Annotated in this window: 20 protein-coding genes; 13 read left to right on the top strand and 7 right to left on the bottom strand. The window is 35.9% G+C overall.

Translation table 11 applies throughout. The features are described 5' to 3' along the window. Positions 1–213: 213 nt before the first annotated feature. Genes BM018_RS04320 through rseP form a run of 6 tightly spaced genes read left to right on the top strand, consistent with a single transcriptional unit; the run spans position 214 to position 7624 of the window. Complete coding sequence (locus BM018_RS04320; RefSeq protein ID WP_092318996.1) at positions 214–1869, top strand: glycosyltransferase family 117 protein; 1656 nt, start codon at positions 214–216, stop codon at positions 1867–1869. Beyond that, entirely contained in the window at positions 1870–2187 is a 318-nt protein-coding gene (locus tag BM018_RS04315; RefSeq protein WP_092318994.1) for a hypothetical protein, read from the top strand. 14 nt (positions 2188–2201) lie between these two features. After that, positions 2202–4250, top strand: a complete 2049-nt coding sequence (metG, locus tag BM018_RS04310; protein WP_092318992.1) for a methionine--tRNA ligase — start codon at positions 2202–2204, stop codon at positions 4248–4250. A 22-nt stretch (positions 4251–4272) separates the two neighbouring features. Next, positions 4273–5472: an acetate kinase gene (locus BM018_RS04305; protein ID WP_092318990.1), complete on the top strand. Its 1200-nt coding sequence runs from the start codon at positions 4273–4275 to the stop codon at positions 5470–5472. 19 nt (positions 5473–5491) lie between these two features. After that, the gene (gene rlmB, locus BM018_RS04300) at positions 5492–6208 is read left to right on the top strand and encodes a 23S rRNA (guanosine(2251)-2'-O)-methyltransferase RlmB (RefSeq protein ID WP_092318988.1); all 717 of its coding nucleotides are present in this window, start codon (positions 5492–5494) and stop codon (positions 6206–6208) included. Positions 6209–6229: 21 nt separating this feature from the next. After that, on the top strand, positions 6230–7624 hold the full coding sequence (gene rseP, locus BM018_RS04295) for an RIP metalloprotease RseP (protein WP_092318986.1): 1395 nt from the start codon (positions 6230–6232) through the stop codon (positions 7622–7624). On the opposite strand, the gene BM018_RS04290 is transcribed toward rseP, so the two are convergent. The 4 genes from BM018_RS04290 to BM018_RS04275 are packed head-to-tail and all read right to left on the bottom strand — an operon-like array spanning position 7625 to position 11120. Then, a complete protein-coding gene (locus BM018_RS04290; RefSeq protein ID WP_092318984.1) occupies positions 7625–8212 on the bottom strand; it encodes a hypothetical protein in 588 nt (195 codons plus the stop codon). After that, positions 8213–9172, bottom strand: coding sequence for a DUF4340 domain-containing protein (locus BM018_RS04285; protein ID WP_092318982.1), 960 nt, complete (start codon positions 9170–9172; stop codon positions 8213–8215). A gap of 9 nt (positions 9173–9181) precedes the next feature. After that, entirely contained in the window at positions 9182–10240 is a 1059-nt protein-coding gene (locus tag BM018_RS04280; RefSeq protein WP_092318980.1) for a vWA domain-containing protein, read from the bottom strand. Continuing rightward, positions 10230–11120 carry a hypothetical protein gene (locus BM018_RS04275; protein WP_092318978.1) on the bottom strand — a complete coding sequence of 297 codons (891 nt, stop codon included), beginning with the start codon at positions 11118–11120 and terminating at the stop codon, positions 10230–10232. The genes BM018_RS04280 and BM018_RS04275 overlap by 11 nt, the downstream gene beginning before the upstream one ends. A 158-nt stretch (positions 11121–11278) precedes the next feature. On the opposite strand from BM018_RS04275, the gene BM018_RS04270 reads away from it, so the two are divergent. From BM018_RS04270 to hpf, 6 genes are all read left to right on the top strand, one after another. Further along, the gene (locus BM018_RS04270; protein ID WP_092318976.1) at positions 11279–12418 is read left to right on the top strand and encodes a tetratricopeptide repeat protein; all 1140 of its coding nucleotides are present in this window, start codon (positions 11279–11281) and stop codon (positions 12416–12418) included. A 20-nt stretch (positions 12419–12438) separates the two neighbouring features. Next, positions 12439–13755, top strand: a complete 1317-nt coding sequence (gene miaB / locus BM018_RS04265; protein ID WP_092318974.1) for a tRNA (N6-isopentenyl adenosine(37)-C2)-methylthiotransferase MiaB — start codon at positions 12439–12441, stop codon at positions 13753–13755. A 9-nt stretch (positions 13756–13764) separates the two neighbouring features. After that, positions 13765–15114 carry a TldD/PmbA family protein gene (locus BM018_RS04260; RefSeq protein ID WP_092318972.1) on the top strand — a complete coding sequence of 450 codons (1350 nt, stop codon included), beginning with the start codon at positions 13765–13767 and terminating at the stop codon, positions 15112–15114. A gap of 59 nt (positions 15115–15173) precedes the next feature. After that, positions 15174–15725: a hypothetical protein gene (locus tag BM018_RS04255; protein ID WP_092318970.1), complete on the top strand. Its 552-nt coding sequence runs from the start codon at positions 15174–15176 to the stop codon at positions 15723–15725. A gap of 77 nt (positions 15726–15802) precedes the next feature. Then, positions 15803–16600, top strand: a complete 798-nt coding sequence (gene whiG, locus BM018_RS04250; RefSeq protein ID WP_092318968.1) for an RNA polymerase sigma factor WhiG — start codon at positions 15803–15805, stop codon at positions 16598–16600. 7 nt (positions 16601–16607) lie between these two features. Next, on the top strand, positions 16608–16907 hold the full coding sequence (gene hpf / locus BM018_RS04245; RefSeq protein WP_092318966.1) for a ribosome hibernation-promoting factor, HPF/YfiA family: 300 nt from the start codon (positions 16608–16610) through the stop codon (positions 16905–16907). On the opposite strand, the gene BM018_RS04240 is transcribed toward hpf, so the two are convergent. Beyond that, positions 16908–17174, bottom strand: a complete 267-nt coding sequence (locus BM018_RS04240) for an HPr family phosphocarrier protein (protein WP_159428173.1) — start codon at positions 17172–17174, stop codon at positions 16908–16910. 94 nt (positions 17175–17268) lie between these two features. Between BM018_RS04240 and BM018_RS04235 the strand changes: the two genes are divergently transcribed. Continuing rightward, entirely contained in the window at positions 17269–17724 is a 456-nt protein-coding gene (locus BM018_RS04235) for a hypothetical protein (protein ID WP_092318962.1), read from the top strand. 134 nt (positions 17725–17858) lie between these two features. Here BM018_RS04235 and BM018_RS04230 read toward each other — a convergent pair whose 3' ends face one another. Together BM018_RS04230 and BM018_RS04225 are read right to left on the bottom strand one after the other, a co-directional pair. After that, entirely contained in the window at positions 17859–18206 is a 348-nt protein-coding gene (locus tag BM018_RS04230; protein ID WP_092318960.1) for a hypothetical protein, read from the bottom strand. Then, positions 18206–19102: a TIGR00282 family metallophosphoesterase gene (locus BM018_RS04225; RefSeq protein ID WP_092318958.1), complete on the bottom strand. Its 897-nt coding sequence runs from the start codon at positions 19100–19102 to the stop codon at positions 18206–18208. Before BM018_RS04225 ends, BM018_RS04230 begins: the two co-directional genes overlap by 1 nt. Positions 19103–19115: the final 13 nt, after the last annotated feature.

Raw genomic sequence — 19115 nt, 5'->3', positions numbered from 1 at the left:
ATTTTATAATAGTTTATTCCTCATAATTATAATAGAGAGTTAAAAATCAAATGTCAAATCTTACTCCAAAATATCTTGAATATATGACAAAATTTAAACATATAATAATTACTGAATTTTGTAGTTTATTTATATTTTCTCGAAAGATAATTGTTGATTTTTTATTTCAAACATCCTATAATTATTATATTGATTAAATTATGGAGAATTCTTGTGAAAAAACAACAAGTATTGTTCAATATATTGTATCCCAATGCTTATCAGCCCTATGTTTTGCAAAAAATTGATTATGTTTTTGCAGGTGTATTATTTTTTGTGTCACTTTTTATTTATTTCCTTACTTTGACACCATCAGTCACAGCAGGCGATAGCGGCGAGCTTATTACTACTGTATATAACATGGGTGCAAGCCATCCGCCAGGATTTCCACTTTATGGTATTGTCGGCAAATTATTTACTTTTCTTCGTTTTCCCGATATAGGATACAAATTAAATATTTTTTCTGCTGTTTCTGCTGCTTGTGCTGTGCTTTTTTGTTATCTGACATTAGTGAAATTATTAGGATTCAATAGATCAGTAGTTGGTTTTTCACCTGTGGTACATATTCCGGTTGTTGCTGCATCACTTTTGTTTGCATTTTCCAAAGCACACTGGTCTCAAGCCGTAATTGCCGAAGTTTATGCTTTTAATGCTGGTCTTACATCAGCAATGTTTTTCGTGATGACACTCTGGTATGAAGAAATAATTACATACCGTGATGAAGAAAATCTTTGGCTGGCTCCTCGTATAACATTATTGCTTGCATTTGTTATGGGACTTTCTATTACAAATCACCAATTACCTGTTTGGTATATTATTGCTTGGGCTTTTATGCTTGTGCCGATAATTTATCTTATTATTTCTTTTAAAGGTGCTGTCTTTATTAAACAGTTTCAAGAACGTAAATTTCCTCTTATTATGATACTGATAGTAGTGATTATGGTTATTTTTTTATTGGTTATTTCCGCTATTAAGCCTGATATATTATTTCCCGAGTTTGGACCTCCTGGTTATCGTTTGGTTTTTCCTCAGCATGTGCCTTATATTTTGACTGCCATCTTAGGGGGGCCAGTTTGGTTGAGCTTCTATGTTGCTCAAAATTCTTTATATACAGCTTCAATAAGCCGTTCTCGACAGGATGCTCTACATGCTATTTTTTGGATTGTTTTAGCAGCAGTTATAGCAGGAATGGTATTTTTTCTAGGTGGAGCACATGGGATTATTACCAGTATGCCACTTATTATTATGGCAGTTTATCAGCTCATTCAAAAAAATGATCTTGCTAAAGAAACATCGAAAAATTGGGTTGATAATTTTTTGTTTTTACTGACTTGGGCATTATGGTTGTTTGTGTTTGCTTTATCAGTCTATTTGTATTTTTACTTTCGGGCAAAAGCAATCTCCCCTCTTACAGAACCTAAACCTCTCACTTGGGGTGATACCCAAACTCTAGATATTCTTTTCAATCATATGCTTAGAAAACAATATCCTGTAGGTACTGATGATTATTCCAATATTTTAGGGCAAATTTGGGCAGTGATTGAATATCATTTTAGTCAATTCGGCATGATTAATGTATTAATAGGAATTGTTGGTATTTATTATTTTTTCAAAAATGAACCTATTCAATGGACTTATTATATAATAGCATCGTTGGTTTTTTTCTGGAGTATTATCGATTTTATCAACTTTGAAGTTAATCCGCGATCGTTGGAAACTCAAGAAGTATTTTTTATCCAACAGTTTTTAATTTATGCATTTTTTATTGCTTTTGGGTATCAAGCTATTTTAGTTTTATTACAGTCACTCAACAAAGTAAAAGAGGAGTAAATGAAATTTTTTGATTTCTTATTCTCTACCGCTGTTATGGGAGTTTTTGGTGTATGCTTTGGATTTCTTTATGTGAGGATATTTGATAATAAACTTTTTGGTGGCGTGAAAGCAGGGATTATGGTTGGGATGTTGGGCTGTATCCTAGGCGGATTTATTTTTAATATCCTTTTTGAAACTCCACTTCTTCAATGGATGAATAAAATTCCTGTTTTTAGTCATTTGTTGGTCAATATACTAGATATTAATTTTATTGCAGCGGCACTTGGGACATGGATGTTTTTGTTTGTATATAAATCTATTTCGCAGCATACCTAGTTTAAGGAGATTTTATGGCGCGATACTTAGTAACTTCTGCACTACCTTATGCAAATGGGCCTTTACATTTAGGACATTTAGCAGGGGCATATATCCCTGCAGATATTTTTGTGCGATCCCGCAAGTTAAACGGCGATGATGTAATCTATATTTGCGGCACTGACGAGCATGGAGTTCCTATAACAATTCGTGCAGATATCGAAGGTGTTACTCCTCAAGAGGTTGTTGACCGTTATCATCATGAGATTGCTCAGGCATTTAAAGCATTTCGGATCGATTTTGATAATTTTTCTGGAACGGCTCGGCCTTTACACACTGCATTATCTCAGGAATTTTTTCTTAATTTGCTTAATAATAATCATATTCTTATCAAAGAAGAGGAACAGTTTTATGATTATCAAGCAGAACGTTTTCTGCCGGATCGCTATGTTGAAGGAGAATGTCCAAAGTGTCATTATGATAAAGCACGTGGAGATCAGTGCGATAAGTGTGGTGTGCTTTTGACGCCTTTTGAGTTAATTAATCCCCGAAGTACTTTATCAGGTTCAAGGCCTGTAGTGAAAAAAGCTAGGCATTGGTATCTGAAGCTTCAAGATTTTGAGGATAAAATTGTTTCTTGGCTTCAATCTAAAAACGACTGGAAAGATAATGTTACCCACTTTATTTTAGGCTGGATCCGTACAGAAGGGCTTCATGAGCGTGCAATTACACGCAGTTTATCATGGGGTGTACCCGTGCCGTTAGATGATCCTGAAGCTCAAGATAAAGTATTGTATGTTTGGTTTGAAGCTCCAATTGGCTATATTTCATCTACTATTGAATGGGCAGAAAAACTTGGTCAACCTGATTTGTGGAAAAATTATTGGCATAATCCTGAAACGAGAATGATTCATTTTATTGGGAAGGATAATATCCCTTTTCATGCAGTTATTTGGTCTGCTCTCTTAATGGGACAGCATGATGATCGTTGGATTTTGCCATATGATATTCCAGCAAACGAATATTTAAATTTGGAAGGTGAAAAAATTTCAACTTCTCAAAATTGGGCAGTATGGGCCCAAGAAGCTGTCAATGATTTTCCGGCAGACACGTTACGATATGCATTAGCTGCTAATGCCCCTGAATCGAAAGATACTGATTTTTCTTGGAAGTTCTTTCAAAGCCGTAATAATGATGAATTAGCAAATATCTACGGAAATTTGGTTAATCGTACACTGACATTTGTTGACAGAGAAGGCGGTTTGGTACCTGAAGCTTCCTATAATCAGCGTGATAAGGATCATTTTTTGATTTTGGAGGGGTTGTTGACTAAGCTATTTGATGCTTTTGGACATTATCGTGTAAGAGAAGCCTGTAAGTTAATGATGGATATTGCGCGTGAAGGGAATCGTTATTTTGATGAGATGAAACCTTGGGAGCTTCGTGTTTCGAATCCTGAACGTTTGAAAACAGTACTTAATGTATGTTTAAACACGTTGAGAATTTTGGCGTTTGCTTCTTGGAGTATTATTCCTGACAGTGCGGAAAAATTATGGAATATGCTAGGTCAGGCCACAGATTTAGCAAAAGAACGGTTAGATCGTATTGCAACAAATTTTTTGGAGTCTGGACAAAAGTTGAATCCTAGTGAAATTTTGTTTCGTAAGATAGATGATAAAGAAATTGATGCACAAATTAGAAAATTAAATATACAAGCTGGACGAACAATAAAACAAATACCAAAAATTGAAGCAAAACCTGAAATTACTATAGATGATTTTATGAAGTTAGATCTGAGAGTGGCTGAAATAATTCATGCTGAAGTACCTGAAAAATCTAAAAAATTATTAAGATTAAAGGTTAGAGTAGGTATTGAAGAACGTCAAATTATGGCGGGAATTAAAGAATTCTATGCTGTTGAAGAATTAATTGGAAAAAAAATAATTATTGTTTTTAATCTCAAGCCTGCTAAATTAGCCGGTGAAGAGTCTCAAGGAATGCTGTTAGCAGCTTCTAATGATGATAAATCGATTTTATATTTGGTTGATCCGGGAGATGTACCTTCAGGATCCAGAGTATCGTAGTAAATAACTTAAGGAGTATAATATGAAAATTCTAGTTCTTAATGCTGGTAGTTCATCGCTTAAATATCAGTTGCTTGATACGGCTAGTCAATCGATAATGGCTAAAGGAGTTGTGGAAAAAATTGGGCTTAACGATACTTTTTTGGGTTTTACAAATGGTTCCCATCCGAAAGTAGAAAAAAATATTCATGCAGCTAATCATGATGAAGCATTAAAAGAGGTATTTGCTTCTTTAGTGGAAGGTCCAACTGCAGTGATCAAAGATTTGAACGAAATTCATGCAATAGGCCATCGTGTAGTTCATGGTGGAGAAGTTTACAGTCAGCCTACTCTTGTTACTGAAGCAGTTTTAACAGAACTTGATAAATTATCTGATATTGCCCCTCTTCACAATCCTCCGAATATCATGGGTATACGTGCATGTCAAAAAATTGTTCCACAGACACCTCAAGTGGCTGTTTTTGATACGGCATTTCATCAAACAATGGAACCGGTTGCTTATATGTACGGTCTTCCTTATGAATATTATGAGAAGTACGGTATCCGAAGATATGGATTTCATGGTACATCTTATGCTTACGTAACTCAGGAAGCAGCAAAATTTTTGAACAAGTCTCAAGATCAAGTTAATTTGATAGTGTGTCATATTGGCAATGGGGCTAGTATGGCAGCTATAAAAAATGGTAAATCTATTGACACATCGATGGGTTTTACCCCTCTTGAAGGGCTGATGATGGGTACTCGATCAGGTTCTTTGGATCCTGCGGCTGTGCTTTATATTATGGAAAAAGAAAAATTAACACCAGCTCAAGCTTCGGATTTGCTCAACAAACAGAGTGGTTTGAAAGGTGTTTCTGGTGTTTCTAGCGATATGCGTGATGTCGAAGCTGCTGCTGACCAAGGTAATAAGCAAGCAAAACTTGCTAAAGATATGATGGCACATTATATCCGTCGGATGTTGGGAGCTTATTTGGTAGAATTAGATGCACAAGTTGATGCTATTGTATTTACAGCTGGGATGGGAGAATTTGATGTACAACTTCGGGCTCAAGTGACAGCTGGTTTGTCTTCGTTAGGGATTGAGATCGATCAAGCGGTTAATAAAGAGTCAAAATCGAAGTTAAGAGATATTTCGACACCTTCAGCAAAAATTCGGACTCTTGTAGTGCCCACTAATGAAGAATTAATGATAGCTTTAGAAACTCAGGAAGTGGTAAAATAGGATTTAAAATGGGGCATAAATGATTATTTATGGACGTAACTCCATCGAAGAAGCATTACTTGAAAATTTAGATATCTCTGAAATATGGATTGATAAAGCTAAATCGGAAAAATATCCTGGATTAAGAAAAACTTTGAAACAGAAAAATATTCCTGTTCAATTTATTGCATCGAAAGAACTTGATAAAAAAGCAGACACATTAAAGCATCAAGGGATTGCCGGAAAAATAGTTTTACCGAGGAATATTATTACGGAAAATATGACTTTTCATATTGATTATAGCATGTTCAATAGAATTCTTATTTTAGATGGGGTTACTGATACAGGAAATTTAGGAGCTATTATTCGTTCGGCAGTGCTTTTGGGAGCTGATTGGATATTATTGCCTAAGGATAATAGTGCACGTATTACGGCTCAGACGATTAAATCATCTGCTGGTAGTATTTATAAAATAAATTTGGCTTACGTGAATAACATTAAAACAGAGATCGATGCCATGAAAAAAGAGGGATTTTCTGTTGTTGCACTGATAGGTGAAGCACAGCAAGTATTAAGCGGTTTGAAAGTGCAAAAAAGTTGTATTGTTTTGGGATCCGAAAGAGATGGCATTAGAAAAGGTATTAAAGCTTTGTGCACTCATAAAGCTCATCTACCATCAACGAAGCGTATGGATTCGTTTAATGTTTCGGTTGCGGCTGCGTTAGCGATGTATAGTCTTTGGTTGGATATACTTTAAATTTGAATTAGGTGGTCAATTATGGATGCTATTTTTGCTCCTCAATTATTAATGAATATTTTTGGAATTATTGTTGCTGTTTTTGTATTGGGAATTTTGATTGCAGTTCACGAATTAGGACATTTGCTGATGGCTAAGATGTGTAATATTCGTGTTGATACGTTTTCGATTGGGATGGGCAAGCCTATTATGGGATTTCAGTGGGGTGAAACTTATTATCAGTTGGGCTGGCTGCCGTTTGGCGGATTTTGTGCGTTTGGTGATGAAAATTCCAAAAAAAAAGATACTGACCCTAGAGCATTAGTTAATAGTCCGCTTTGGGGAAAAATTCTTACCGTTATTGGCGGTAGTCTTTTTAATATTATTTTTGCATTGCTTGTATTAATTATTTTGTTCAGTGTAGGTTTTCAAGAAAAAAATCTTTCCAATAAAGTTTATGTTACTCCTAATATTACGATGAATGGAAATGTTGTAGAATCGCCGGCTTGGGTTGCAGGGCTTCGTAGTGGTGATGTTATTATTAATATTTCCGGTCAGACGATTTCTCATTTTATGGATATTCCTACAGCGTTAGCCTATTCAAAACAAACAAATCAAACAATTACTTATATTCGGGGGATGATTACGAATACGGTTTTGTTTGTTCCTATCAATAATAAAGATACAGGTCTTGAAATTATTGGTGTACGTCCGGTTCAAGAAGCGGTTGTTGGTGATATTTTAAGCGACGGTCCTGCTGTTAAGGCTGGATTACGTCTGGGTGATAGAATCAAAATGGTCAATCAACAGCCTATTGTTTATTTTTATGAATTAGAAGAAATTCTTGCTACTAATCAAAGTAAGCCTTTGCGTTTAGAGGTGGAAAGGGCGGCGGATATTTTGTATCTTAATGTTTTGCCGTCACAAGAGGAAAATGTATGGCAGATAGGAGTTCTTGCAGAAAAGCCACAAGAGATTTTGGTTTTCCAAAAAGCAAAAAATTTTCCTGAAGCAGTTAGTATGAGTATGAGAGAATTGAAAACTACTATTGACCAGATTTTAGTTTCATTAAGCAAATTGTTTAGCGGCAAAATTGATATTCAAAAAAATCTTTCTGGACCAGTTCGTATTGTAAGCATTACAGGAAGTATTGCGCAAACTCAGAATATCGTGCTTTTGATACGGTTTATGGTGATGCTTAGTATAGCATTGGCTGTATTCAATATGCTGCCGATTCCTGGTTTAGATGGTGGTGCTTTAGTTTTGAATGTTTTAAGAGCTATGTTTGGACGTTTTCCTCTGGCGGAAGAAATTATTTCGAAAATAGAAGTTTTTGGTATAATATTATTATTAGTGCTTGCTGCATTAGTTTTTGTTAATGATATCCGTAATATTATTGAAACTAAGAAAAATCAGACAGAAATGAGAAATGAGTAATTATGCCTTAAGAAATTGATAAATATTATAGAAAAAATGTTCATCAATAGAACGAGCAATCAATAATTGCCAAGTTTGATTGCCTCTGCTGATAAACATTTTTTTTTCATTGAAATAAATATCAAAAGGATTTAAAATTTCACCTATTTTTTTACCGTAGATATTTTCTGGAAATAATTCAGAAGCGGCTTTGTTATTATATAATAATGTTTTAAATCGATTTACTATAAAAAGAGGGTGTTCATAATTTTGAAAAATATCTAACAAAGAAAGTCGCGTAATGAAATCTTCGGGAAAAAATTCTGATACGAATTCTTGATAAAAAATAGTACCTAATACTTCTCCAGAGTGAGAAAAATAGGGTATTTTCGTACGCGATTTAGGGATATCCGTAAAAAGAAATTCTTCTAATTTAGAAGTAGGAATAAAGACAATTTTATCAATAATGAAATTGTCTTTTTCATTAAGCAATAATTCTATATCTTTTTTGAAAAGTACGCCAATAAAAGTCCCCTCATCAAATACTAATCCACCGTTAACTTGAGGGCATTCCAAAAAAATACGATAAATATCTTGAATATTAGGCATTTATTTTTGCCGTATCTTAAAATCATTGCTGTCAATATTGAAAACAGTATCGGCAATGTCAATAGGAATAGCTGCTAAGATATTTAATGTCGGGATATAAACTGCGTAACCATTCTCTTGCTTATTGCCTAAGAACACGGAAGAAATTTTGTCTTCAAAAATCAAAGTTAAGTAAGGAGCTGTATTTGTGTTTATTCCTGCTTCTTGCAGTTGTTGATGATTGGCAGAAAAAATAATTGATTGAGGATAGAAATATAAATTTTTTGCATGAAGGATAAACCGTCTTAATCCCCAGTCTTTTTCTGTATTATTTTCTGGATATATTTGCACCCAAAAATTATCCCTTTTGATGAAAAAAATTTCTTTGCCTTGAAAGTTTCGGAATTTTATCCCTTGTACTGAATCACTAGGTTCTGTAAAAATATTATTGTTGATCAATGCAGAAGCTCCTGCTAAAAACGGTTCCAGACTGTTTCCACTAATCGCATAAGCGGTATTTGTTTGGTTTAGTAGCATAATGTAAAAATTATTACCTACTCGAGTTTCTGTGCCGACAATGAATCCTTGATTAGTGTCGTTTTTGATTATAGCTTGCACTTCAAGACGCGGCTCAGAAAATCCATAAGCTTTATAATCTTCAGCAGAGATATCAGAGATTTTTTCAAGAGGCTGCATTGTTAAGAAACTGTTAGCCAATAAAATTGCTTTTTCCGGAAGCGCTTCTATTTGAAGAGGCTCTTCAAGATGCCATGTATTTTGTTCTCGAAGGATTTTATATTGAAATTTTTTATTTTTTTGATACAATACAGACTCTATTCCTAATAAATGATCTTTTCGTATTTCCGACCAGGGAAATTCTAATGGGTCTGTCTTAGGCTTGTTTTTCAAGCGCGTTCCTATTAAAAATACTGTTCCTGTAATGCAAAGAATTCCAATAAATATCCAACTTTTGTAACGCATAAATTTCTCCTATGGGATTCTAATAATTAAACTGTTGAGAATAATCCATAATGCCAACAAAATACCACTAATATTAAGCCATGTTTTAAATTTTTCTTCGTAAAGTACGCGGCGTTTCACGGAAATTTCACTTTTTTCAAGTTTGTCGATGGCATCATACACCTGCTGCAGTGAATCTTCATTTTGAGCTTCAAAATACTTCCCACCGGTAATGTCGGCAATTTCTTGAAGAGTTTCAGGATCAAATTCCACACTGTTCACTAGTTCGTAAGAAGTGCGTTCGTAATCAAGAGGCCGCAAATACCCATGCGGGTTTCCGATTCCTATGGTATATATTTTAACTCCCAATTCCCGTGCTGCGTTAGCAGCGGTAATCGGATCGACAATTCCCGCATTATTAGCACCATCTGTCAATAGAATAATAACCTTGCTTTTAGCTGTGGAATAACGTAAACGATTAAGTGCTGTTAATAATCCGGTACCAATTGCTGTTGCCCCCTCATCGAAGAAATCGATTTCTTCGGTAATTTTTTTTAGCAGCTCTTTGTCCGAACTAAGGGGTGCTTTTGTCAGCGCGTAACTTGAAAACAAAACCAATCCTAGTCGGTTATATTCTTGTTTGTTGATATAATTTTTAAGTACACGTTTGGCTACTTCAATGCGTGCATTATTGCGGATGTCTCCATTTCTGTCAATGAAACGTTCCTGTCCGAAATATAAAATTCGTTTCGCGTCGGCAGGAGGTTCGTCTACGTAAGTCATAGAGCTGGAAACATCTGTGGTGAGGATGATATCAACTCCTAAATTTGTTTCAGAACTGATTGCTGAGCCACCTCTAGGTCGAGCCAAAGCTATACTTAGCGTTGCAACTAATCCTAAAAGAAAAATATCATTCATTGTCGTGCTAAATACTGCCAGTGTATCTTTTTGCAGTTTCAGTAACGGCATCCATGGAAACGGAAATCCCGGTCGTTTTCCATGGTTTTTGTAGTATTTTGTGTATTTTAGAATTATATATGAAGGAATAAAAATCAAAAAAAACAGATAACGCGGATTTTCAAAGTTCATGGTATTCTCCAGATTGAGGTACCAGCGCAGCTAATCGAAATGCTTCCTGCATAACATGGTCAATACGGTCCTGGTTAAAGATATGTTTGGCGTATTTTGCACGGTCCGTGCTTTTCATAATAAATCCGACAGTTTCGATAATTTCTTTATTGGTTTTGTGTTGTTTTAGGGTATCAAGAATTTCTTTGGTGGGGCTTTCAAGGGCCAGTGGTATAATCGTCAGCGACAAAAATTCGCGTACTGTTTCCGATAGCTCAACAAAAAATTCTTTATAACTTTCTTCCGTGAGATTATTTTTCCGAGCATCGAGTTCTTGGAGTTTTTGTGTCATTTGTCGGAAAGGATCGATGATTTCTTTGGGGGCTTCCGGAACAATCTGTTGTTTTTTGCGCCCAGATAAGAAAATAATAAGTCCTATAACTAAGACAATAAAACATAGCAGAATTGTCAACAGCGGATCCCAGACAAAATAAGGTTTTTCAATATCTGCTAACTGAATGTTAGTAGGAGCTTCGTTAGAAATAGGAATAATAAATCCCGGCGTATAAAATATATTAGTATCTCCATTGGTGTCAAGAGCAGTGATTAAAAGGGATGCCATTGTGTATGGGGTGAAAGAAAACGGAGTTACATAAGCAGTAAAGCTATTACTGTTCATATTGCTGATTAAAATATCAGTATCTGCTTGAACTGAGATATTGCTGTCGATGTCTAGAATTTGCTGAATGGCGGGAGGCATTGTATACTGGACAGTAAAGCTTTTCCCAAACTGCAAGTTGGAGAAATTGGCGGAGTGTTGCACTTGGGTGTTGGTGGGAGGCGCTTGTGCCAATAGTGTTGCGTTTATGGCAAGCGCGGCCAGTAGAAGATATTGTCTCATGTAGACTCCTATTTTTAGAAACGCAATTTATAATATAATAACTCAAAAAAAATACTATGTCAAATCAGCTTGTTTCTTTTTGTGAAGATTTTTTAAGGAAAGAGTTTGAATTTCTTGTCTAAATATTTTATAATATTAGGAAGATTTGGGAGAAAAATATGCGGATTCTCAGCAAAGGATCAGCTCCGAAAGTTCATCGTAAAGCGATCGAAGCGTTTGTTCAAGGTCATTACAAAACAGCTAGCCAGGAATGGTCGCAGCTTCTGGAAAAAAATACTTACGATTTTATGGCACTTAAGGGGCAGGGTTTTTTATATTTTCTGGAAGGTCAGTACGGTGAAGCTCGTTCTTATCTTTCGGATGCCGTTGGGATTAATGCCAATGATCCAGAAATTTATAATGCTCTTGCTTTGATTGCTATTCATGAGGGACAAGTTGATTATGGGATCGATATTTTATTAGATGCCCTAGATAGGGTTGATTCTCCGTTGCTTAAAAATACTCTGGAAAAGGTCCGCAAAATAGGAAATCCCGATTTAGCGAAAAATATTCCTTTAATCCCTTTGCTACAGATTACATTACCAAATTCGGGTTTTTCGTTGAAAAAGTGGTTGAGCAGTACAACAGATCAGCTGGGAGTCCATTTAATATGGATTGGCGCAGGTTTGATGATAAGCTTAGGTATTTTATTTTATCCGGAAATCCGCAACGCAGCTTTATCTTCCAATCTTATTAACCGTGCCAATGCTTTATCACCTGCCACGCAGGTCAGTATTAAAGGAATCACCGATATTGTTAATGCGCGTGAAAATTTCCGTATTGTGCTGAACGAACAAATTATTATTAGAAAATTTGAAGACTTAAAGACAGCAATTTCTGCAAAACGCTACAATAAAGCGCGCATATTGGCAAATGAACTTCTTGCATCTAATGCAGCATTGGCTGTTAAGGAACGAGTTGGCATTTTAGAAAGCTTTATTCCTGATCCTGACCCTGACAGTGTTGATTATGTGCCGAGTTATGCAGAAATTGCGGTAGCTCCTGCTGTTTATGAGGGAGTCATGCTGAGATGGCAAGGGACAGTTGCGAACCTTCATCATCAGGGCCGTAAAAAAACAACATTTGATCTCTTAGTCAATTTCCTAGATCAAGGTTTGGTGGAAGGCATTGCATTGGTCGAGGCTTCTGGATTTCATGAGCTTAACAACGGTATGAAAATCACAGTAATTGGTCCATTGCAGGGGTTGACTAAGGATAACCGAGTTATCATCAAGGCGGAACGGTTACTGCCGTATTGAATTTTATATAAGGATTAGTTATGGCGAATATATATTTCGAAACCTATGGATGCCAAATGAATTTATCAGAAGCATCATCATTGTCGGACAAGGCCAAAGCTCGTGGGCATAAAATAGTGGATAATCCAGAAAATGCTCATTTTGTTATTATCAATACGTGTTCTGTACGCTTGACGGCTGAGGAGCGTATCGAAGGACGTTTAGGTTTTTACCGTGCTTTGAATCGTTCACTGGATCATGATTTGAAAGTTATTCTTATGGGTTGTATGAGCGAAAATATCGGGCTTGATGTTCAGAAACGTTTTGCTGATATTGTCAGTATTGTATGGGGTACATACAATAAAGATGCGGTGATTGACTACCTTGACGATCTTGATGCAAGGACGGAAAGTTTGGGCTTTGGAGCAGCCTATTCTTTTATGCCAGCTACTCCATCAAAAGAGTTTCCCTTCAAAGCATTTCTACCTGTTTCTCATGGTTGCAACAAGCATTGTTCCTACTGTATTGTACCGCATGTGCGCGGGCTCGAGCAGAATCGGCCATTTCAAGATATTGTCGACAACGCGAAAAAATTGGCGGCTGATGGTGTGATCGAATTGTGCCTTTTGGGACAGACGATAGATACTTACTGCTATGAAAATAAACGTTTACCAGATCTTTTGGAAGCTGTTGCATCGCAAGCGGGTATTCAAAGGATTACATTCCTGACGGCTCATCCCAAAGAATTTCTCTATGAAACTGTTGAATTAATGAATGCTTATCCTAATATTATGCCTTATTTGCATCTGCCGTTTCAAGCAGGTAGTAATCGAGTGCTTCGTTTAATGAAGCGAGGTTATACTCGTGAACTTTATCTTGAGAAAATTGCAAGAATCCGCGAAATACGTCCGGATATTATTTTGTCTACGGATATTATTGTTGGATTCCCGAGCGAAACAGAACAAGAATTCGAAGAAACAATGGATTTGTTTACGGAGATTCGTTTCAACGAAGCGTTCATGTACCGCTACAATACCAGACCCAATACTCCTGCAGAGCATTTTGAAGGTCAGGTTCCTGAAAAAGAAAAATTACGGCGGTTGGATATTTTGGTGAAAAAACATCGTCAAATCTTAGCTGAAGAACTGTTAAAGCACCAAGGGTGCGAATATACCATTTTATTTGACCGTGAATCCAAATATAGTCTTAAGAGCGAATCCGGAATCAAACAATATGTGGGGCGGACGCATAATAATTTGATGTGTGCAACACTATCAGCTTGGGATTTGATCGGTAAGCTAGCAAGAGTTAGAATTCAAGAAACGCGCGGAGCAATCACGATTGGAGAGCTCGTTTAAGAAGAGATAATGCGTAAACATATTAAAAATATTATCCATTCTACTGCTGCAGATTCTATCGAAGCTCGGTATGCCAATACATATGGATCTTCTGTTGTGATATCCAAAGGAGAAGTCGAAAAGGCGGTTAATACTTTATGTTCGGCGGGTTCGGTGCGGATTTCCTATAAAGGGGCTCTTGGATTTTGTGCGTTCAATGATGAAAATTGGTCCGGTGCTATTGAAAGAGCTTTAGAAAGCTGTCAAGTTGTGGGAGATCAGAACACTTTTTTAGCGGATACTTCTGTTATTTGTGACGATATCGAAAATCAAACATTTGAAAGTCCTGATAATCTGACCCTAGAGGAAAAATACCATTTTACACGCAGTATTCACGATTTGCTTTGGGATGATGTGTTTGATTCGACACGCGTCGAATTTAAAAATTATACGGTAGAAAAATTATATATTAACTCTCAGGGATCGGATATTCTTCAAAAGAAGCATTTTACTGGTATGAGTATATCAGCGGCTATTAAACAAGGTTTGACACTACAGCATGCGTATTTTTCTGAAGGTACATACGGTGGCATGGAAGTTGTTAAAAACTGTGAGGAAAAAATAGATGCTGTCAAAAAACGTGTGCGAGATCTTGTTAAGGCACCTAAAGTAGAATCGGGGACTTATCGTGTTTTGCTGAATCCTAATTTAGCAGGGGTATTTGCTCATGAAGCTTTTGGTCATATGAGTGAAGCTGATTTCCTTGCCGACAATCCCGAACTTTTAGAAAAAATCCAGCTAGGCACAATATTAGGAACAGAAGAATTAACTATTGTTGATGACGGTCGTCAGAGTCATTTGGCAGGCTGGTGTCCTTATGATGATGAAGGGGTACCAGCTGCCCGTCGAGAACTTCTTAAAAACGGTAAAATTTCCTGTTATTTACAGTCGCGGCTGACTGCTAAAGAAATGAATACTATACCTACTGGCAATGGTCGGGCACTTTCCCCTTTTTATGTGCCCATTCCGCGAATGACTAACACTTATATAGAGAACGGTTCTCGATCGTTTGAGGAGCTGTTGGAAGAGCTTTGGGATGGAATTTATGCATGCGATATGATAGGAGGAATGACTAATTTGGAAATGTTTACATTTTCGGCTGCGTATGCATATAAGGTAGAAAAAGGAAAAATCACGGGATTGATCCGTGATGTTGTGTTGTCGGGTAATCTATTTACTACGATGAAAAATATTATCGGTATTGGTTCTGATCTTGAACATCATGGCGGTTTGGGCGGTTGTGGAAAAGCTGGTCAAAATGGCTTACCCGTTTCTACAGGCAGTCCGCATCTCTTGATTGATAATGTTTTGATCGGCTAAAGATTATTTGATTGCAATTTTGTAAAAAATTATGTTATACTTTGAAATATGGAGAGATTATGTTTTTACGATTGATAAAAAGTACCGTAAGTGCGATGTTTTTTGGTTTTGGTTTTCTGCTAATTTTTTTTCTTAATTTATTAAATAATCAAAGTATACAAGTTATACTGAAACGCTCTTTATTAGGTGGGATTTTGTTTTTATTAGTGTGGGCTGTTCTTATTAAAATGCTTCAAGCTCTCTTTTCAGAACAGGAGTTAAAAAGTATTTTTTTCCCAAAGGAAACAGCAGAACGTACAGAGTATATTATACCAAAAGATGATGAAGATTTGACTATTGATGAACTGTATAAAAAATTTCCGGTTAATGAGGAAGATCTGAATTTTGAAGATTCTAGCAGTAAAGAATTTATTGACCTAGTTTCTACAGTACCGGTTTTGGAAACGGATTTTTCTTCTGATGCCGAAGAGATTCTAGATAATCAAAGTAATTCTATGAGGATTGGAGCTGATGGTATGTTCAATTTTGAAGCTGGGAACAGAACTGTCAGAGTTACCCCTAAAGAAGGTGCCATGGCGGCCCGAAAAGTTCTTATGGACGAAAAAGAATAATTATTTGCTAAAAATTAAGAAATAATATAGAATATAAAAACCTATCTTTAGGTTAAAATTGTCGGAAGGCTTATTGAGTGAAAGGATATGAACATTTAGCCGGATTTACGGAAGAACAGCTTTGGGAACAATATAGTAGCACGAAAGACCGGACAATCCGAAATTATTTTATTGAAAAATATGCTCCGCTAGTTAAATATGTTGCTGGACGTGTTATGGTGAATATTCCATCTTCGGTTGATTTTCAAGATCTTGTTAGCTTTGGAGTGATTGGTTTAATAGATGCTATTGATAAATTTGATCTCAATCGTGATATTAAATTTAAAACATATGCTGTTACAAGGATTCGTGGTGCTATTTTTGATGAGTTGAGAAATATTGATTGGCTTCCACGCTCGGTACGTCAAAAAGCTAAAGAAATCGAACGTACGATTTCACAGTTAGAGTTGAAGTTAGGTCGATCTGCAAAAGATGATGAAATTGCTGCCGCGATGGGAATTTCAGTAGAAGAATTTCATCAGCAACTTTTGAGGGTTGGTACTAATGCACTAGTGTCCATGGATGAAAATTGGCTTATGAATGACGGTAATGACAATTCTCCTATGTCTATGGAAGAAACTTTGGAAAGTGTTAGTGTTTCAAATCCCAATGCGTTGGCGGAACGCACAGAATTGAAAAAAATAATTGCCCATGCTATTACAGAACTGCCAGATCGCGAAAAACAAGTATTAATTCTCTATTATTATGAAGAATTGACCTTAAAAGAAATTGGTAGTATCTTAGCTGTAACAGAATCTCGAGTATCGCAACTACATACGAAGGCGATCATGCGATTGAGAGGACGTTTGGATAAAATCCAAAAAGAAACTAAGTGAGGTAATTATGAATATAATCATCGCAGGACACCAATTTGAGATGACTCCAGAATTAAGACAATTTATTGAACAAAAAGCAGAACAAAAATTAGTTCATTTTGCCGATAGAATTCATCATATTTATGTGAATGTACACAAGGAACATGTGAAATTTAAAACAGAGTGTGATGTTACCAGCGATTTAGGGGAATTTTTTGCTTCTGCTCATGCCGAAGTAGTTGAAACATCTATTGATCAGACCTTAGATAAAGTTTTAGCAGAAATACGAAAAAAGCATAGTAAAATCACAGATCATCATAAACATTGATTATTCATCAAAACGACGTACCTCGATAAGATCAATAAGAGCTTTTAAGGCACTTGTTTCATCAGGTCCGTTAATATGTACCGTGATTTTAGAATTGGGTTCTATAGACAATAGAATTAAGTTCATAATGTTTCGTGCATTAGCTGTTTTACCATCTTTTTCAAAAATAATAGTACTTTGAAAATTTTCTGCAAGATCTGCTATCATCGATGATGGACGAGCATGAATTCCGTAACGATTGAGTATGTTTATCTCTTGACTAATCACAAATACCTCAAACAGGGATAAATTTATATATTTTATCGGTAAAAAATAGAAAATTATAAGTATTTATATTTTATTCAAAAATTTGTGAGTTATTATGAATTGGTTTTGGATTTCTTTATTTGTTTTAAGTGTACTTTTTAGTGTTTTTATAACGCGTGCATATTATCAAGGTATGCAAAAAGTTGTTAAGCGTTTGGCTCTTTTATTATTATCCTTAGTTCTTGCAGGGACAGCAATAAGGTTAGGCTATGTGCTTCTACCTCAATCAACTCAAATTAGTTATTATATTGCATGTATTGGCACAATACTGTTTTATATTATTCTTACACCTATTTTCAAACGTCAAAGTTATGACCGTTATCAACGTATTTCTAAAGCATCTCGTATATTTGCTTGTTTTGTAGCGTTGATAGAAGCTTGGTTTTTTATTTCTTATGTAGTGTTTTTCTGGGATCTTTTTTATCCTATTGATAATTCTCCCGCATTGGACAAGTTAGTGGATGTTTTTTTGTTGCCGATTCGTTTTATTTGGTTTTTCCCCCGCATTTAACGCGTAAGGCATAACGTGGGGTTGACACCTTATTGCTGAGCGGCTTTATCTATAATAAAGATGCTTCTCCTATTTGGAGAATCGCGAGTTATAGTGCGGTGCTCGAACTTATTTTAAGGACCCACACAACTGCCTTACGCTTTATTTTTGACAAGATATTTCTGCAATTTTGTTATGATGCTTGTTAACACAGAAATATCAAAATTTTCTGTGCATTTTTCATATTTTTTAGCGCTACGCAGCGATGATTCTAAATAGTAAAGTAGTTTTTTTTCCTCTGTTGTTAATAAAATATCCATTAACTCCATAAGTTTCAAGCTGTTATGAATAATAGACTCTCCGAAAATAAATACATAGCTATCTTTGATCGTTTGTATTGCCAATTCAGGAATTAATTTTTGGGTAGCAGGATTTTTACTGAAAATAAAAAATAAATTCAGTCTATGTTCTAAATTTTGATAGATATTTTTACTGTTTGGCATTATAACTCCGCTTCTTTTTCCATATCTGTTCGAATGATATGATCTTTTTCAGCATTTTCTTCTACTAAATTGGGGATAGGATCTAATTTTTCTTTAAATCGCATCAGGAATTTTGTTTTGCCGGAGGACGGGTTGATATCGGCAATTAATCCCGTCGCTATCAATGGACCTTTTGTAGCAGGATGCATGCGGTTGGGTTCGCCGTAAATCATTTTCTTGAGTGCTGGCTCGATTTCAAATCCTAAAACAGATTCCAATGCTCCAGTCATGCCAAGATCAGTCAAATAGCCAGTACCTTTGGGGAGTATATGGTCGTCTGCGGTTTGTACATGGGTATGTGTGCCCCAGACAATACTGGCTTTTCCATCCAAAAAGTAGCCCATAATTTGCTTTTCTGCTGAGGCTTCTGCGTGAATGTCTACAGCAATCATTTTTATGCCCTGTTTATGTAGATCTTTTATCATATCAAAAACCGCATGAAATGGACAATTTGCTGGATTCATAAAAAAACGTCCTACCAAGGAAATAACAGCAAAATTACCAAACTTCGTAGCATGTATGGCATATCCTTGACCGGGTGTTTCTCTGGTCTGATTAAGTGGGCGTGCAATATACCGAAATTTTTTAATAGTGTACCACAAAATATGCTTATCCCAAGTGTGATTTCCCATAGTCATCAGATCAATACCGAAATTATGAAGTTCTATGGCATGTTTGGGGGTGAGTCCGTATCCGTGTGAAGCATTTTCTACATTAGCGATAATAATATCAGGCTGCCAATGCTGCTTGATTTCAGGTACTAATTGCTTAATAATAGCTCGGCCAGCCGATCCGACAATGTCTCCAAATGCAACAATTCTAAGATTTTTTGCATTTTTTTGAGGGATTTTTTGCATAAATTTTCCTTAG

The organism is Brevinema andersonii, assembly GCF_900112165.1.
In the GTDB taxonomy this organism is placed as follows: domain Bacteria; phylum Spirochaetota; class Brevinematia; order Brevinematales; family Brevinemataceae; genus Brevinema; species Brevinema andersonii.
This window is presented reverse-complemented; position numbering and strand designations above follow the sequence as displayed.

Coding starts and splice junctions, on each gene's coding strand:
- rlmB (WP_092318988.1), top strand. CDS start 5,492: ATGATTATTTATGGACGTAACTCCATCGAAGAAGCATTACTTGAAAAT.
- BM018_RS04275 (WP_092318978.1), bottom strand. CDS start 11,120: ATGAGACAATATCTTCTACTGGCCGCGCTTGCCATAAACGCAACACTA.
- BM018_RS04290 (WP_092318984.1), bottom strand. CDS start 8,212: ATGCCTAATATTCAAGATATTTATCGTATTTTTTTGGAATGCCCTCAA.
- hpf (WP_092318966.1), top strand. CDS start 16,608: ATGAATATAATCATCGCAGGACACCAATTTGAGATGACTCCAGAATTA.
- BM018_RS04315 (WP_092318994.1), top strand. CDS start 1,870: ATGAAATTTTTTGATTTCTTATTCTCTACCGCTGTTATGGGAGTTTTT.
- rseP (WP_092318986.1), top strand. CDS start 6,230: ATGGATGCTATTTTTGCTCCTCAATTATTAATGAATATTTTTGGAATT.
- BM018_RS04230 (WP_092318960.1), bottom strand. CDS start 18,206: ATGCCAAACAGTAAAAATATCTATCAAAATTTAGAACATAGACTGAAT.
- BM018_RS04260 (WP_092318972.1), top strand. CDS start 13,765: ATGCGTAAACATATTAAAAATATTATCCATTCTACTGCTGCAGATTCT.
- BM018_RS04280 (WP_092318980.1), bottom strand. CDS start 10,240: ATGAACTTTGAAAATCCGCGTTATCTGTTTTTTTTGATTTTTATTCCT.
- BM018_RS04305 (WP_092318990.1), top strand. CDS start 4,273: ATGAAAATTCTAGTTCTTAATGCTGGTAGTTCATCGCTTAAATATCAG.
- BM018_RS04235 (WP_092318962.1), top strand. CDS start 17,269: ATGAATTGGTTTTGGATTTCTTTATTTGTTTTAAGTGTACTTTTTAGT.
- BM018_RS04270 (WP_092318976.1), top strand. CDS start 11,279: ATGCGGATTCTCAGCAAAGGATCAGCTCCGAAAGTTCATCGTAAAGCG.
- BM018_RS04255 (WP_092318970.1), top strand. CDS start 15,174: ATGTTTTTACGATTGATAAAAAGTACCGTAAGTGCGATGTTTTTTGGT.
- metG (WP_092318992.1), top strand. CDS start 2,202: ATGGCGCGATACTTAGTAACTTCTGCACTACCTTATGCAAATGGGCCT.
- BM018_RS04285 (WP_092318982.1), bottom strand. CDS start 9,172: ATGCGTTACAAAAGTTGGATATTTATTGGAATTCTTTGCATTACAGGA.
- miaB (WP_092318974.1), top strand. CDS start 12,439: ATGGCGAATATATATTTCGAAACCTATGGATGCCAAATGAATTTATCA.
- BM018_RS04225 (WP_092318958.1), bottom strand. CDS start 19,102: ATGCAAAAAATCCCTCAAAAAAATGCAAAAAATCTTAGAATTGTTGCA.